At 34.7% G+C, this 15380-nt stretch carries 15 protein-coding genes; 4 read left to right on the top strand and 11 right to left on the bottom strand.

Going from position 1 to position 15380, the window contains the following annotated elements:
- Nucleotides 1-63: 63 nt before the first annotated feature.
- The gene (locus HM990_RS17620; RefSeq protein WP_178990911.1) at nucleotides 64-1032 is read left to right on the top strand and encodes a succinylglutamate desuccinylase/aspartoacylase family protein; all 969 of its coding nucleotides are present in this window, start codon (nucleotides 64-66) and stop codon (nucleotides 1030-1032) included.
- A complete protein-coding gene (locus tag HM990_RS17615) occupies nucleotides 1029-1592 on the top strand; it encodes a 5-formyltetrahydrofolate cyclo-ligase (protein WP_178990909.1) in 564 nt (187 codons plus the stop codon). Before HM990_RS17620 ends, HM990_RS17615 begins: the two co-directional genes overlap by 4 nt.
- Here the strand turns inward: HM990_RS17615 and HM990_RS17610 are convergent.
- From HM990_RS17610 to ileS, 5 genes are all read right to left on the bottom strand, one after another.
- Entirely contained in the window at nucleotides 1546-2211 is a 666-nt protein-coding gene (locus HM990_RS17610; protein WP_178990907.1) for a lipoprotein signal peptidase, read from the bottom strand. The two genes, HM990_RS17615 and HM990_RS17610, sit on opposite strands and share 47 nt — an antisense overlap.
- 27 nt (nucleotides 2212-2238) lie before the next feature.
- Nucleotides 2239-2391 (bottom strand): hypothetical protein, encoded by a 153-nt coding sequence (locus HM990_RS17605; protein WP_178990905.1) that lies wholly within the window; start codon nucleotides 2389-2391, stop codon nucleotides 2239-2241.
- Nucleotides 2392-2415: 24 nt separating this feature from the next.
- A complete protein-coding gene (locus HM990_RS17600) occupies nucleotides 2416-2694 on the bottom strand; it encodes a hypothetical protein (RefSeq protein ID WP_178990903.1) in 279 nt (92 codons plus the stop codon).
- Nucleotides 2695-2991: 297 nt separating this feature from the next.
- Entirely contained in the window at nucleotides 2992-3372 is a 381-nt protein-coding gene (locus HM990_RS17595; protein WP_178990901.1) for a TraR/DksA family transcriptional regulator, read from the bottom strand.
- A gap of 4 nt (nucleotides 3373-3376) precedes the next feature.
- Nucleotides 3377-6907, bottom strand: coding sequence for an isoleucine--tRNA ligase (ileS, locus tag HM990_RS17590; RefSeq protein ID WP_178990898.1), 3531 nt, complete (start codon nucleotides 6905-6907; stop codon nucleotides 3377-3379).
- 304 nt (nucleotides 6908-7211) lie between these two features.
- On the opposite strand from ileS, the gene HM990_RS17585 reads away from it, so the two are divergent.
- Nucleotides 7212-8162, top strand: a complete 951-nt coding sequence (locus HM990_RS17585; protein ID WP_178990896.1) for an Abi family protein — start codon at nucleotides 7212-7214, stop codon at nucleotides 8160-8162.
- 64 nt (nucleotides 8163-8226) lie between these two features.
- On the opposite strand, the gene radA is transcribed toward HM990_RS17585, so the two are convergent.
- From radA to panC, 6 genes are all read right to left on the bottom strand, one after another.
- The gene (radA, locus tag HM990_RS17580) at nucleotides 8227-9585 is read right to left on the bottom strand and encodes a DNA repair protein RadA (RefSeq protein WP_178990894.1); all 1359 of its coding nucleotides are present in this window, start codon (nucleotides 9583-9585) and stop codon (nucleotides 8227-8229) included.
- Between the two features lie 214 nt (nucleotides 9586-9799).
- Nucleotides 9800-11008, bottom strand: a complete 1209-nt coding sequence (locus HM990_RS17575) for an alpha/beta hydrolase-fold protein (RefSeq protein WP_178990892.1) — start codon at nucleotides 11006-11008, stop codon at nucleotides 9800-9802.
- A 78-nt stretch (nucleotides 11009-11086) separates the two neighbouring features.
- Nucleotides 11087-12235: an alpha/beta hydrolase gene (locus HM990_RS17570; RefSeq protein ID WP_178990890.1), complete on the bottom strand. Its 1149-nt coding sequence runs from the start codon at nucleotides 12233-12235 to the stop codon at nucleotides 11087-11089.
- Nucleotides 12236-12276: 41 nt separating this feature from the next.
- A complete protein-coding gene (locus HM990_RS17565; RefSeq protein WP_178990888.1) occupies nucleotides 12277-13236 on the bottom strand; it encodes a lysylphosphatidylglycerol synthase transmembrane domain-containing protein in 960 nt (319 codons plus the stop codon).
- Nucleotides 13237-13240: 4 nt separating this feature from the next.
- Complete coding sequence (gene panD, locus HM990_RS17560) at nucleotides 13241-13591, bottom strand: aspartate 1-decarboxylase (RefSeq protein ID WP_178990886.1); 351 nt, start codon at nucleotides 13589-13591, stop codon at nucleotides 13241-13243.
- A 13-nt stretch (nucleotides 13592-13604) separates the two neighbouring features.
- The gene (panC, locus tag HM990_RS17555) at nucleotides 13605-14456 is read right to left on the bottom strand and encodes a pantoate--beta-alanine ligase (RefSeq protein WP_178990884.1); all 852 of its coding nucleotides are present in this window, start codon (nucleotides 14454-14456) and stop codon (nucleotides 13605-13607) included.
- A gap of 109 nt (nucleotides 14457-14565) precedes the next feature.
- Between panC and HM990_RS17550 the strand changes: the two genes are divergently transcribed.
- Nucleotides 14566-15378, top strand: a complete 813-nt coding sequence (locus HM990_RS17550; RefSeq protein WP_178990882.1) for a glycogen/starch synthase — start codon at nucleotides 14566-14568, stop codon at nucleotides 15376-15378.
- Nucleotides 15379-15380: the final 2 nt, after the last annotated feature.

Here is a 15380-nt window from a genome sequence, read left to right as displayed (position 1 = left end):
GCGACTAGGCCGTACACACGATTTGTCCGTATACGCGATTCAATAATAAATGAAGCGAACGAAATGAAAGAAAAAGACCTCCTTCATATATTGGGAAAAGAAGTGGCATTGGGAGAAAGCGCCCAAGTCAGTTTTAATGTGGCAAAATTGCATACACAGAATACGATAGATGTTCCTGTGATTATAGAACGTTCTAAAAAACCGGGTCCAACAATTTTAATTACGGCTGGTATTCATGGTGATGAAGTTAATGGTGTGGAAATTGTTCGTCAGATTATATCCAAAGGGATTAACAAGCCAAAAAAAGGGACTATAATCTGTATACCTGTTATCAATGTGTTTGGGTTTATTCATCTGGATCGTGAGTTTCCCGATGGTCGTGATCTCAATCGTGTATTTCCTGGAATAAGAGGTGGTTCTTTGGCAAGTAGAGTGGCTTTTAAATTGGTTACGGAAATATTACCACATGCCGATTTGGTGTTGGATTTTCATACTGGTGGAGCAGATCGATTTAATGCGTCCCAAATTAGAATCATTAAAAAGGAGAAAACCTTGGACGAATTGGCCAAAATCTTTGGTGCCCCTTTTATTTATTACTCTAAAAATCTTAAAAAATCGTTTAGAAATACCTGCCATAAATTGAGTATCCCTATTCTTTTGTTTGAAGGTGGAAAATCGTTTCATATCGATAATACCATTACCAATACTGCTGTAAATGGTACCAAACGCGTTTTGCATCACTTGGGTATGTTAAACCGAAAATTTAAGGTCTCAGAGCCCAAAAAACCCTGTATTTACATTGAAGATAGCAAATGGATTAGAGCCAAATTTTCAGGAATGTTTAAAGCAACGGTGAGTATCAATGCTGAAGTCAAAAAAGGCGATGATATTGGAAACATTACCGATCCTTATGGTAGCTTCAACCACTTTGTAAAAGCACCAAATGATGGTTATGTCTTTAATATTAATGAATCGCCAATCATCTATCAAGGTGATGCGATTTTTCATATATCAACAAAAGTGACCTCGTGACAAAGAAAGCATTAAGATATAAGTATAAAGCATTAAGACAGCAACTGTCAGAAAACGAAGTTGACGATTACAGTATCGAAATTGCGAATCAATTGTTAACCTTAGGCATTTGGAACCATTCCTTTTATCATATTTTTTTAACGATTGAAGAACAAAAGGAAATCAACACGGATTTTATCCTCAATATTTTAGCAGGAAAAGACAAACACATCGTTATTTCCAAAAGTAATTTTAAAGATTATAGTATGACACATTTTCTGTTAACAGATAGTACGGTCATCAAAAAAAATAGATATAACATTCCCGAACCTGTTGAGGGTATAGAAATTAATCCATCACAGTTAGAAGTGGTTTTTATTCCCCTTTTAGCTTTCGATAAAATAGGTCATAGAGTAGGCTACGGCAAAGGTTTTTACGATCGCTTTTTAGCCAATTGCAAACCTGAAACTTTAAAAATAGGCTTATCTTTTTTTGAACCTGAGGATAGCATTTTTGAAGCTTCAGAAAATGATATTAAGTTGGATTATGGTGTGACTCCGAATCAAGTATTTGAGTTTTAGAGGATTCTTGAAAAGCCTTTTTATTAAACACAATCAAAATTCCGATGCCTGTACTAATGGCCATATCAGCCACATTAAAAACAGGGTCAAAAAACGAAAAGTACTTGCCGCCAAAAAAGGGTAACCATTCTGGTAGTGCGCCTTGCCAAATCGGAAAGTGCAGCATATCTACAACATTGCCATGAAATACGCTTTCATAGCCACCATCTTCAGGTAAAAATATAGCGACCTGCATTTGACTATCACTAAACAACATACCATAAAAAACAGAGTCTATTATATTTCCCAAGGCACCAGCGAAAATTATGGAAATGGCAAAAATGAGGGTTTTCGATTTCTTCTTTTTTGTAACATCCAAAAGCCAAAACGCAATACCTGTAACGGCGATAATTCTGAATAAAGTTAGAATAAGTTTCGCAGAACGATCGGAAATTAACGTTGTAAAATCGCTCAGTTTTGTTCCCCAAGCCATGCCATCGTTCTCAATAAATGCAATATGGAACCAAGAAAATACGGTAACATCTTCGCCTAATTGAAAATGGGTTTTAATGTAAATTTTACTGATTTGATCTATCAGTAGGATTATGATGATGAGTATAGCTGCTTTTTTTAGGGACATCTAAATGGTTTGGACAAAAATAGACGATTAATTTGGCTTTACAACCGTAATATTACCATTTATAGAGGTCAGTTTCCAAATGGAATTTTTATTATAAAATGTATCTATAGTAACCTTTCCATGATTAGAATTCGCTTCAATGGTTGCGCTTTTAGTTTCAATGTTAATATCGCTATCCAACGTATGTATGATTGCTGATTTTGCTTAGCCTTCAATAGTGCATCGTCCTTGTAATAATTCAATATGAAGCGATTTGAAATTACCTTTTAGATTTACAGCACCAATATCGCTGAGAATATTTAACGTGAGTTGTTCTGGGATTTCAAGATGTAAAGTTGCTGCAATAACTTTGTGTGTATTTCTCTTATCGTCTGGGATTTCTGTTAACGAAACATGCTCTAAACTTAATTTGAGGGTTTGATTTTCTTCTTTTATTGCAATTTGAAAATCATTTTGGTATTCACCATCTAAAGTTGAGATCACATTAATTTGGTCTGTTTTAGAAGTCGAAACCGAAATATCAAAAATTTGATTTCCGTTGATTGAAATGGTTTCAATATACGCTGCAGATAATTGTTTTTGTAATTTGTTTTGAGAACACCCAGGGAAGAAATAAAACAGAAATGCTCATAACAGAAAAAACCTTTCAGGTTTTGAAAACCTGAAAGGTCTGGTCGTTTTAGTCATGCAAAGTGAGAAATTCATTATTTTTTACTTTGATGATTATTCTGTTTAAATGTAAGCTAAAATTGATGAGATTCCTGCTTTTGCAGTAATTTGTTACTGCATATTCTTAGCTTCAATGCTCAACGTCGCATGTGGTACTAATTTTAGGCGTTCCTTAGCAATTAATTTCCCCGTGACACGGCAAATACCATAGGTTTTATTTTCAATGCGTATCAATGCGTTTTTTAGGTCGCGGATAAACTTTTCCTGACGAATAGCCAATGCTGAATTAGACTCTTTGCTCATAACAGCACTGCCTTCATCAAAGGCCTTAAACGTTGGTGCTGTATCTTCGGTGCCATTGTCATGGTCGTTCATATACGCACTTCTAATAAGCTCTAAATCATGTTCAGCTTTTTTAATTTTTTCTTGTACTAAAGTTTTAAATTCTTCTAAATCTTTATCAGAGTATCGGTTGTTGGTTTCAGTAGCCATATTTTTAATTTTTTTGAATAAATAATTTGGTATTCACATCATCGAATACAATTTCTATACCATTGTCTATTGCATCTTTAATTTCTAATTTTTCGGTTAAGGTTTCAGATTTAATATACGCTTCATTTGAAGCAATCGCACCCACAATTTGGTCATCTTTTTGAAGTTGAACATCAATTCTGTCCGTCACTTCAAATCCTGAATCTTTTCGTAAGTTTTGAATACGATTTACAAGCTCTCTTGCAATCCCTTCCTTACGTAAATCCTCGTTGATGGTAACGTCTAAAGCTACGGTTAAAGCGCCTTCATTCGCTACAAGCCAACCCTCAATATCTTGAGACGTAATCTCAACATCTTCCAATCCTAATGTAATGGTTTTTCCGTTAATTTCAATGTTTAAACTACTATTTTGCTCAATATTTTTTATATCATTGGCGTTAAAGTTCATTATCGCATTGGCAATCAGCTTCATATCTTTCCCAAAACGTGGGCCCAATGCTTTGAAATTAGGTTTTATTTGTTTCACTAATATGTCTGAAGCATCTTCTAAAAGTTCAATCTCTTTAATATTGACTTCATGTTTAATTAAATCTGAAACCGCTTCAATTTCTTCCTTTTGTTGTTTATTATCAACAGGAATCATGATTTTTTGCAAGGGTTGGCGCACTTTAATCTTTTCCTTAGCTCTCAACGATAAAACCAATGAAGATATTGTTTGCGCATTTTCCATTTTTCGTTCCAATACTTTATCAATGGCACTTTTATCTACTTTTGGAAAATCTGCTAAATGTACACTTTCAAAATTCTCTTTTTTAGTGACGGCATTCAAATCTAAATACAAGCGGTCCATAAAGAAAGGTGCAATTGGTGCGCCTAACTTGGCAATGGTTTCCATACACGTGTAAAGTGTTTGGTAGGCTGAAATTTTATCGGTTTGGTAATCGCCTTTCCAGAAACGTCTCCTGCTTAAACGCACGTACCAGTTACTTAAATAATCTTGTGTAAAGTCTGAAATGACACGTGCTGCTTTTGTTGGTTCATAGTCCGCATAATAATCATCCACTTTTTGAATTAAGGTGTTTAATTCAGATAAAATCCAACGGTCAATTTCCGGTCGTTCTTCTAATGGAATATCGGCTTCACTATAACTGAAACCATCAATATTGGTATAAAGCGTGAAAAATGAATAGGTGTTATAAAGCGTACCAAAAAACTTACGACTGACCTCAGCAATGCCTTCGCTATCAAACTTTAAATTGTCCCATGGATTCGCATTGCTTATCATATACCAGCGTGTGGCATCTGCTCCGTATTTCGATAAGGTTTCAAAAGGGTCCACCGCATTGCCTAAACGTTTGGACATTTTTTGACCATTCTTATCTAAAACCAGTCCGTTTGATACCACGTTTTTATAAGCGACTGAATCAAAAACCATAGTCCCAATAGCGTGAAGGGTATAAAACCAACCTCTGGTTTGGTCAACACCTTCTGCGATAAAATCGGCTGGAAAAGCCTCTTTTTCATCAATCAGATTCTTGTTTTCGAATGGATAATGCCATTGTGCATAAGGCATGGAACCAGAATCGAACCAAACATCGATTAAATCACTTTCGCGTTTCATAGGTTTTCCTGATTCTGAAACCAAAATAATTTTATCAACGACATTTTTATGCAAATCCACCGTTTCGTAGTTGTCTTCAGACATGTTGCCCACTTCAAACTCAGCAAAAATATCTTTAGACATTTTGCCTGCTTTAACAGACTTTGCCATTTCTGTTTTTAATTCGGCAATAGAACCGATACATAGTTGTTCTTTTCCATCCTCTGTTCTCCAGATTGGTAATGGAATGCCCCAAAAACGGGATCGTGATAAATTCCAATCGTTGGCGTTTGCTAGCCAATTTCCAAAACGCCCTTCGCCAGTTGATTTTGGTTTCCAGTTAATAGTCGTATTTAGCTCATGCATTCTCCCTTTTACATCGGTGATTTTAATGAACCATGAATCTAAAGGGTAATATAAAATTGGCTTATCGGTTCTCCAGCAATTTGGATAACTGTGCTTGTATTTTTCAACCTTAAAAGCTTTGTTTTCATTTTTTAATTTGAGTGCTAAACGTTCATCAACACTTAGGTAGGTTTTTAAGTTAGAGATCACACTTTTCAGGTTCTCTTGTTGTTTGTTTAGTTCAACTTCAAATTCGTCATCATTTAAGTATTCGGATTTTACGTATTCACCTGCAAAACCGTAAATATCGTCCTCCAATTCTGGTCTAAAACGCCCTTGTAAATCTACCAATGGCACTAAATTTCCAGTGTTATCTTTTACTAAAAGAGGTGGTACTTCTGGTGTGGCTTGTTTGGCTACCAAGGCATCATCTGCTCCAAAAGTTGGTGCGGTGTGTACGATTCCCGTTCCATCTTCTATCGTTACGAAATCACCAGAGATGACCCGGAATGCATTTTCAGGGTTGTCGTTAGGTAATGCATATGGTAGTAATTGTTCGTAGGTGATGTCTACTAAATCTTTTCCTTTACAGTCGCCAATAATTAAAAATGGAATCTTTTTATCACCTTTTTTATAATTTAAAATTTCATCTTTTGATTCAACCGCTTTAAACTTCCCGTCAAACTGCTTTGAAACTAAATTTTTAGCCAAAACAACATACATGTTTTCAAATGTATATTGATTGTAGGTTGCCACTAAAACATAGTCAATCTTTGGTCCAACCGTCAAAGCTGTGTTACTCGGCAATGTCCAAGGAGTCGTCGTCCAAGCCAAAAAGAAAGCCCATCCTAAATCCTTCCCAAAGGGAAGGACCTCTAACTCGGACGTAAAACTAAATGCCCTGCTTATTGCGTTTTTAGTTTCCCCTTTGGGGAATAAGAGGCTTTTAAACTGTGCCACCACAGTAGTATCAGTTACATCTTGATACGTTCCAGGTTGATTTAGTTCATGTGAACTTAAACCCGTTCCTGCTTTCGGCGAATAGGGCTGAATAGTATAACCTTTGTATATTAAATTTTTGTCATAAATCTGTTTAAGCAACCACCATACAGATTCCATGTATTTGGATTTATAGGTAATGTACGGATCGTCCATGTCTACCCAATAGCCCATTTTTTGTGTGAGGTCGTTCCAGATATCGGTATAACGCATCACAGCTTTTTTACAGGCTTCGTTATAGTCTTCTACTGAGATTTTTTTACCAATATCTTCTTTAGTAATTCCGAGTTCCTTTTCTACACCAAGTTCCACTGGTAAACCGTGTGTATCCCAACCGGCTTTACGTTTCACCTGAAACCCTTTCATGGTCTTGTAACGTGGAAAAATATCTTTAATCGCACGTGCTAAAACATGGTGTACTCCTGGTAAACCATTTGCTGAAGGTGGTCCTTCAAAAAAGACAAAAGATGGTTTGCCTTCTCTCGTAGTGACACTTTTATCGAAGATATTATTAGCTTCCCAATAGCTGCCGATTTCATTGGCGACTTTTGGTAAGTTAAGTCCTTTGTATTCAGGGAACTTTGTACTCATTAGTCTGTTTTCTTTTCGAGGTGCGAAATTACAGAATTTTGGGGAAAAATTAATTTAGTTTTTATGAAAAATGGAAAGGAAATTTGTGTGGCACAGATTTATAGTAATTATCAAAGTATTCTTTGATGTCTATTACAGATAAATCAACAATATAACATACATGAACCTATTGTTTTATGTGTGTTTGAGTGAGTTTGTGTTCTCTTATGTGCATTTGTGATGAAAATTCAGTATATTTGTAACATCAATACCTCCCGGACCTCTCAACGATGTGCAATTTTGGGGGGTTTTTTGCTTTTATAATATGTCTAAAATAATTTATAATAAACTTCCTAAATCATTTTCCGAACAAGTCGAGTTATTAGAAAAAAGAGGCTTGGTAATTCCAAATAAGCAAAAAGCTGAGAATATACTGACTTACATAAGTTACAATAGGTTAAGTAACTATTGGTTTCCTATGCTTAAAAAACCTAAAGAAGATGAAATCTTTAAAGATAATTCTAGCTTTGAAACAATTTTTAAAATATATCAATTTGATAGTGAACTCAGAACAATAACGTTTCAAGCTATTGAACAAATAGAAATTGCAATACGTACCCAAATAATTTATCATTTTTCACATAAATATAAATCTGGATTTTGGTATGAAAACAGTAATGCTTTTTCAAAGTATCCAAATTTTATTCAGTTACTTTCTAAAATTACTAAAAATGTTCAGGAAACAAAACAGGAATATATATTGAAATATCGTAGAAAATATGAGCAATTTCTCCCTCCCTCATGGAAAGCATTTGAATTATTAACATTTACTAGTCTCCTGTCGATCCTTAAAAATGTTCAAGACAATAAGGATTTAATTCCAATAGCAAAGAGCTTAGGCATTCATCATAGTCTCCTAGTTTCATGGCTCGAAAGTTTTATTTATATTAGAAATATTACTGCTCACCACGGAAGATTATGGAATATAATTTTAACAATAAAACCAGAATGGTTAAAATCTCCAAAAGGAAAATGGGTAAACCGCTGGGAAAATGATTATAATCCTGATGGACATTCTGTAGAGAAAGTTGATAAAAACGATAAAATCCTTAAATTTTATGCTTCACTATGTGCTATTCTATATTGTTTGCAATTCATTAACCCTTATCATAAATATAAAGACCAACTTTTAAATCTTTTTGATAAATACCCTGAAGTGGATTTATATCATATGGGTTTTCCTGAAGGTTGGAAAGAACAAGAATTGTGGAAATAATATCCATCGAAAGTTATAATAATGGTTCTAATTAGTCAAAAGATTCATGCTTCTGTCGGAATCCTTAAACCACAAACCCAACCAAATCTTCAATCTTAGAAATGAGTTGAATCTTTATAACCGTTTTCTTCAAAGCAATTTTATTGTACTTAGATACAAAAATAGTGGAGAACCCTAATTTTTCGGCTTCCAAAATACGTTGTTCCACACGTTGTACTGGTCGTATTTCACCAGATAAACCAACTTCAGCTGCAAAACAATAATCGCTTGGCAACGCCACATCTTCGTTGGAGGATAGGATGGAAGCTACAACTGCCAAATCTATGGCAGGATCATCGACTGTGATACCTCCTGTAATGTTTAAAAAGACATCTTTTGCTCCCAAGCGGAAACCTGCGCGTTTTTCTAAAACAGCCAATAACATGTTTAATCGTTTCGCATTAAAACCTGTGGCGGAGCGCTGTGGAGTTCCATAAACTGCTGTGCTAACCAAGGCCTGTATTTCAATCATTAAAGGTCGTAAGCCTTCTAAGGTTGCAGCAATGGCATTTCCGGATAATTCGCCATCTTTTTCTGAAATTAATATTTCTGATGGGTTGGAAACTTCCCGTAAACCAGAGCCTTGCATTTCGTAAATCCCAAGTTCGTTAGTTGACCCGAATCTGTTTTTGTTAGCTCGGAGGATTCTGAATACATGATTACGGTCGCCTTCAAACTGAAGAACCGTATCCACCATGTGTTCCAATATTTTTGGACCTGCAATATTGCCATCTTTAGTAATGTGGCCAATTAATAAAACCGGTGTAGCTGTTTCTTTGGCGAATTTAATCAGTTCTGTGGTGCATTCTTTTATTTGGGAAATGCTTCCAGCAGATGATTCTATATAATCACTATGCAAGGTTTGAATGGAATCGATAACTACAATATCTGGCTCTAAAGCCTCGATTTGCTTAAAAATATTCTGGGTTTTGGTTTCTGTAAGAATATAACAGTTGCTGCTAGTGGGATTAATGCGTTCTGCACGCATTTTAATTTGTTTCTGACTTTCTTCACCTGAAACATAGAGTGTTTTGTACTGCAGTTTTAAGGCTATTTGAAGCAAAAGCGTACTTTTTCCAATGCCTGGTTCTCCTCCCAAAAGCGTCAACGATCCATTAACCATTCCACCGCCTAACACACGATTAAATTCTGCATCTTGCATATTTAGACGTGCCTCTTGGGACGTATCAATTTCATTTATCAATAACGGTTTTGAAACCCTTTTAGTTGTTGAGGTTGGTAATTTCCAATCGCTCTTTTCGGGTTTTTGGATGACCTCTTCTGCAATGGTGTTCCATTCCTTACAAGACGTACATTGTCCTTGCCATTTGGCATATTGACTGCCACAATTTTGACAAAAAAAGGTTGTTTTTACTTTAGCCATGTTCACTTTTCGATCCCGATAGCTATCGGAAAGGAATCTCTTTTTTAGATTTTGAACAGCTAAATTAAAACAATTTTAGTTGATGTCCTTAAACCAACTCACAATCGCTAAAATTTTTAGAGTCGCTAATTTTGAAGGCCAATTGGAAAACAAAAATTGTTTTGTTTTTATGAATAAAGCTTCAAAAAAATAATCCGTAGATAGTATGTGTCTTTTATTCCTCTTCATTCTCCTCTTCTTTTTCGTCTTCTAAGTCTTCTAAGTCTTCATCATCTACATCTACTAACGCTAAAGTCAACTCTTCAATTTTTGCAGCGATATAGTCTTTATCAATATGAAGTGCATCATTTAATGCTAATGCTTCTTCGTATAACTTCTTAGCTTTTTTTGTTTTACCTAGTTGCTCTGCCGATTGGGCTAAATAGTAGGTGCCAAGTAATGTTTCTGGATGTATTTTGTTAGCAAGTTTCCCTAATTTGTACAGTGATTTGAAATCTTCGCGTTGCTCAGCAACTTTTGCAACTTTCTCTAACTCTTCTTCACTTATCTCTTGTTTAATACCAAATAATTTCTCGATTCTTTTGTATCTGTCAGTTAAAAATTGGTCTAAAGTACCTTCGTAAGGCAGTACCTTTTCTTCAAGTTCTTTCTCTCTTAAAGGATTATAGATATTGAAAATCTTATCAAAAGATCTGGAAATCGCACCAGTAACTAAGGTGTAATGTGTTTCATTTTTGAAATCATCAAAATAATAAGTGACATTCTGATTTTTAACTTCAGATATTAAAGCGTTTGTGGAAAGGATGTTTTCCCGTATCTCTGGAATATCCTTGTCTGAAGTTGCCAAATAATAGAAAATATCATCATTATAAAGGGCTAAACGTTTTGAAACAAAGTTCTTTAGGGAACCAACAAAATCCGGGCTAATACATACATAGGCTTGAAACGCTAAATCTTCCTTGAAAACATAAGAATTAATAAAATTACCCATGATGTCGTGGCCAACAGCTACTCTAAATTTACTGGTGTTATATTTTTTGTCTATATAAGGCAATAATTCGTCTGAAACAAAATCGTGAAATCGAAGTCCGGATTCTGTAGGTAATCCTGTAGTTGGGTCATAATAACTATCATAAAAACGATTTTCACCTTGCATAATACCAACCACAATAGAGCTAGGCATGTCATCAAAATAGGTTTGGAAATCTACCTGACCTGCTACGGGTTCAAATAAATAATCGCCGTCAAATACAATAATTACGGGATATTTTTCATCTGCTTTTGGATCGTAGTCTTTGGGTAGCTTAATTTTTAATTGACGTTCTGAACTAAGACGTGCCGAAGAGATTTCTTTATAAGACACTTGTGCAAACGAAAACGCATAAATAGAACAAGCAAGAACTACTAAAATAGTTTTTCTCATAACAAAGTAGGTTTAATTTTGGGATTCCAAACATACTACTTTATCGGCAAATTGTCAATTTTTTTCGTTGAAATGCATTTAGTCGTTCATTGCTTCTTGTGTATCATACATTTTTTCGAGTATAATTTCCTTATCTACAAATTGTGAAGGTTGTAAAAGTAAACCGCCTTTATATTGTAATAACGCTTTTCTAAGATTGCCTATTTTTTCATAATACATTCCTAAATAATAGGCACTTAACATAGAGTCAGGAAATTTCTTCTTGACTAATTTCGCAAGTTCTTCCAAAGAATCCAAATCATCTTTCTTGTCACTAGCCACTGCAATAGCTCTTATATCGTTTTCTATTAATTCTTTTTCAAATCCATAGAAATATTCAATGTCTTCGTACTTTTTGGTTAGATACTCGTATGGAGAACCTTCATAAGTCAATACTTTTTCCTTATACTCTTTAGCGTTTATAGGTTTAAATAGACTAAAAATCTCATTTAATGCTTTTGGAATTCCCCTTCCTACCAATCCATAATGGTTGGCATCTTCAAAATCATCGAAGGTGTAAAATAATTTTTCATTTTCTATGGTCGAAATAATAGAATCTGCTTGTATGGTTGAAGCTCTAAGATTTTTTATATCGGCATCGGCAGTCGCCATATAATAAAATGTCTCTTGTTTCAAAATGGACAAACGCTGCTGTAATCTGTTAATCATTTCTGGAGCAAACTCCGGACTGAAAGCGACATAAGCCCTAAAAAGTGGCTCATCCTTAAAGAGGTAATAATTAATGTAATTAGCACTTAAATCGTGCCCAAAGATGATTCTAAAATTCGAGGCTTTATAGTTGTCTTCTATATATGGTAATAATTCCGCAGCTAAAAACTCATAGAATGAGGCTCCTTTTCCTATAGGAAAATAGGTGTCTTCATGGTAATAAAAGTCATCATTTCTTGTGTCTCCTTGGTTGATGCCTACAACAATGCAATCTGGTATGTCTTCCCAATACGATTGGTAATCGATGTTTCCTGCAACAGGCTCAAATAAATAATCGCCATCCAAAACAATGATTAATGGATAGGTTCTTTTTTCTTCGGGATTATAATTTCTTGGTAATTGAATTTTTAATTCACGCTTTTCTCCTAGCTTTTCAGAATCAATGGTTTTGTAGATCGCTTGTGCTTGAAGGTTTATAACGAAAAAAAAACTTAATAATACTATGTAAAAATTCTTCATATCTGTTGTGCTAAAATAGTAGAGCAAGTTAAAAAATATTTCTAAACTGTTGTTTTCTTTCTGTTATAAATAGGTAAGTATAATAAAGACAAACCTCCTAATACTATGATCACTAAAGTTTGTGTGGACCACATAATCCAACCAAAAGCTCTACTTGGATCGTCTGCCATACCAAATAACGAAAAGGCAATGACTATAGCTTCTGGAAACGAGCCAATGCCTCCGTTTGTGGCAGCAATACTAAAGCTGGCCAATATAAATCCTATTAATACGGCTGCAATTGAAATATCTTGTAATTCCGGTAAGGCAAAGGTGGTTACATAAAACATGAGCACATACATAGTCCAGATGAAAAAGGTATGACCAATAAAAGCCCATTTGTTTTTCATTTTAAAGATACTGAGCGCACCTTCTATTAATCCTGTGACAAATCCTTTCACTTTTAAAGCGAACTTAGTATGGCTTTTCTTGATAAATATGAATACTGCCAATGCTCCAAGTAATAACGCTGTAATTCCTAATAATAAAGATGTAGGATTAAATTTTTCGGCAAAAAAATTATAAATGAATTCAAATTCCAAAAAGAATGCAATCGCAATTATGGAGAGCAGCATTAAGGTATCTGCAACACGTTCGGCAACTATGGTGCCAAAGCCTTTATCGAAGGGAATGCCTTCATAGTTGGTTAAAATTGAAGCTCTAGCAATTTCTCCCGCTCTTGGAATCGTAAAATTAATAAGATAGGCCGAATAGACGGCCATAAAACTATTACCAAATTTAGGTTTAAACCCTAAAGGTTCTGCCATATATAACCAGCGATAAGCTCTAGAAGCATGGCTAAGGATTCCTAAAATTACACCAAGAAAGATCCAACTATAATCAGCCTCTTTAAAATACTGAACCAATATAGGGACGGAAATTTTTGATAGCGAGTACCAAACCAATCCTACTCCTAAGAGTAAAGGTAACACAACTTTTAGGATGGGTTTAGGTTTGTTCACCTGTTTATTTAAGAAGGTTAGTGGCTTCGTCTGGAAACACTAAAGACGGTTTAAATACTTTAGCTTCTTCTATATCCATTATGGCATAGGTAATAAGGATTAAAGTATCACCAACGGCAACTTTTCTTGCCGCTGCACCGTTTAGAGTAATTTCTCCGCTTTTTCTCGGACCAGGAATACAATAGGTTTCTAAACGTTCGCCATTGTTATTATTTACAATCTGAACTTTTTCGCCTTGAATAATATTAGCAGCTTCCATTAAATCCTCATCAATAGTTATACTACCGATATAATTTAGTGCTGCACCTGTAACTTTTACACGATGAATTTTTGATTTTACAACTTGTATTTGCATGCCGCAAAGATAATTAATTTAGAGCGATATTATCGATAAGTCTTATATCGCCAGCATATACAGCTATGAATGCTCTATAGGCTTTTTTTGTTGATTTTCGTTTTACTGGTTTTAAGGTCTTTACATCTGCAATTAGAAAATACTCCAACTCTAAAAGTGGTTCATTTTTAAATTGCTCTGTAACCCATTCCGTAACCCCTTGTGCACTTTTTGTGCCAAACTTTTTTTTGGCAGTCTTTAAAGTTTTATAAATAAAAGACGCCGTTTCTCTGTGTTTTGGAGTCAACCTTGCATTTCTAGAACTCATTGCCAAACCATCATCTGCTCTATGAATTGGGCATCCAACTATCTTTACAGGTAAATGGTGTAGTTCTACTAATTTTCTTATAATTTGTAATTGCTGAAAATCCTTCTCACCAAAATAAGCTGCATCAGGTGTTACAATCTCTAGCAAACGTTTTACAATAGTACCGACACCATCAAAATGTCCGTGTCTAAAAGCGCCTTCCATTTCGTGTTCTAAACCATCAAACGTAAAAGTTTGTGATTTAATGTTGTCACCGTAAATATCCTCATCTGTCGGCGCATAAACAATAATTCTATCGTCACCTACTGTTTTTAATAAGGCTATATCTGCTTCAAGTGTTCTTGGGTATTTGACTAAGTCCTCCTTATTATCGAACTGTGTTGGGTTTACAAAAATGCTTACAACGACAATATCATTTTCACTTAGTCCTTGGTTGACTAACGATAAATGCCCATTGTGCAATGCGCCCATAGTGGGTACAAATCCAATGGAAGTTCCTCGGTCTTTTAATAAACTAATATAAGTGGACAGTTTGGCTTTATTCTGGAAGTTTTTCAATGCTGTAACAAAAGTTTAACGCATGCAAACATAATATAATACTGGCAATCTGCACAAATTTTTGTAATTTTGCATGTTTTTTACTATTAATTTCAAAAGCAGCAGATTTATGAAAGATAAACGAATATTGTATGTGTCCTCGGAAGTAGTTCCATATTTACCCGAAACGGAGATTTCTTCAATGTCATTTGAAGCGCCAAGAATGGTAAACAAACAAGGAGGTCAGATACGGATATTTATGCCTCGCTTTGGAAATATTAATGAAAGAAGACATCAACTTCACGAAGTCATTCGACTTTCAGGTATCAATTTGGTCATTAACGATTTAGATATGCCTTTGATTATAAAGGTTGCCTCAATTCCTAAAGAGCGTATTCAGGTTTATTTTATAGATAACGAAGAATATTTTAAAAGAAAAGCCACTTTAACTGACGAAAACGGAAAATTATTTGCTGATAATGACGAGCGTGCCATTTTCTTTGCAAAAGGTGTTATAGAAACAGTTAAAAAGTTGAATTGGGCTCCAGATATCATTCACGTAAATGGTTGGTTGGCTTCATTATTGCCATTGTATTTGAAAGAATTTTATAAAACAGAGCCATTATTTACTGAAAGTAAAATAGTGACTTCCGTGTACAATCAAACCTTTGAAGGAACGTTAGATAAAGACATGCTCTCTAAAGTGAGTTTCGATGGGATTAATGCCGAAGCAACAAAACCTTTAGAGCAGCCAGATTATATTAATTTAATGAAAATTGCTATTGATAATTCTGATGCTGTAATTAGAGGTTCTGAAGAATTACCTAAAGAATTAGACACCTATATCAGTGAATTAACAAAACCCGTATTAGACTATCATTCTATTGAAGAATTTGCGGACCCTTATACTGATTTTTATAATAATACTGTACTAAACAGTTAATA

It is taken from the genome of Winogradskyella schleiferi (assembly GCF_013394655.1).
Taxonomy (GTDB): Bacteria; Bacteroidota; Bacteroidia; order Flavobacteriales; family Flavobacteriaceae; genus Winogradskyella; species Winogradskyella schleiferi.
This window is presented reverse-complemented; position numbering and strand designations above follow the sequence as displayed.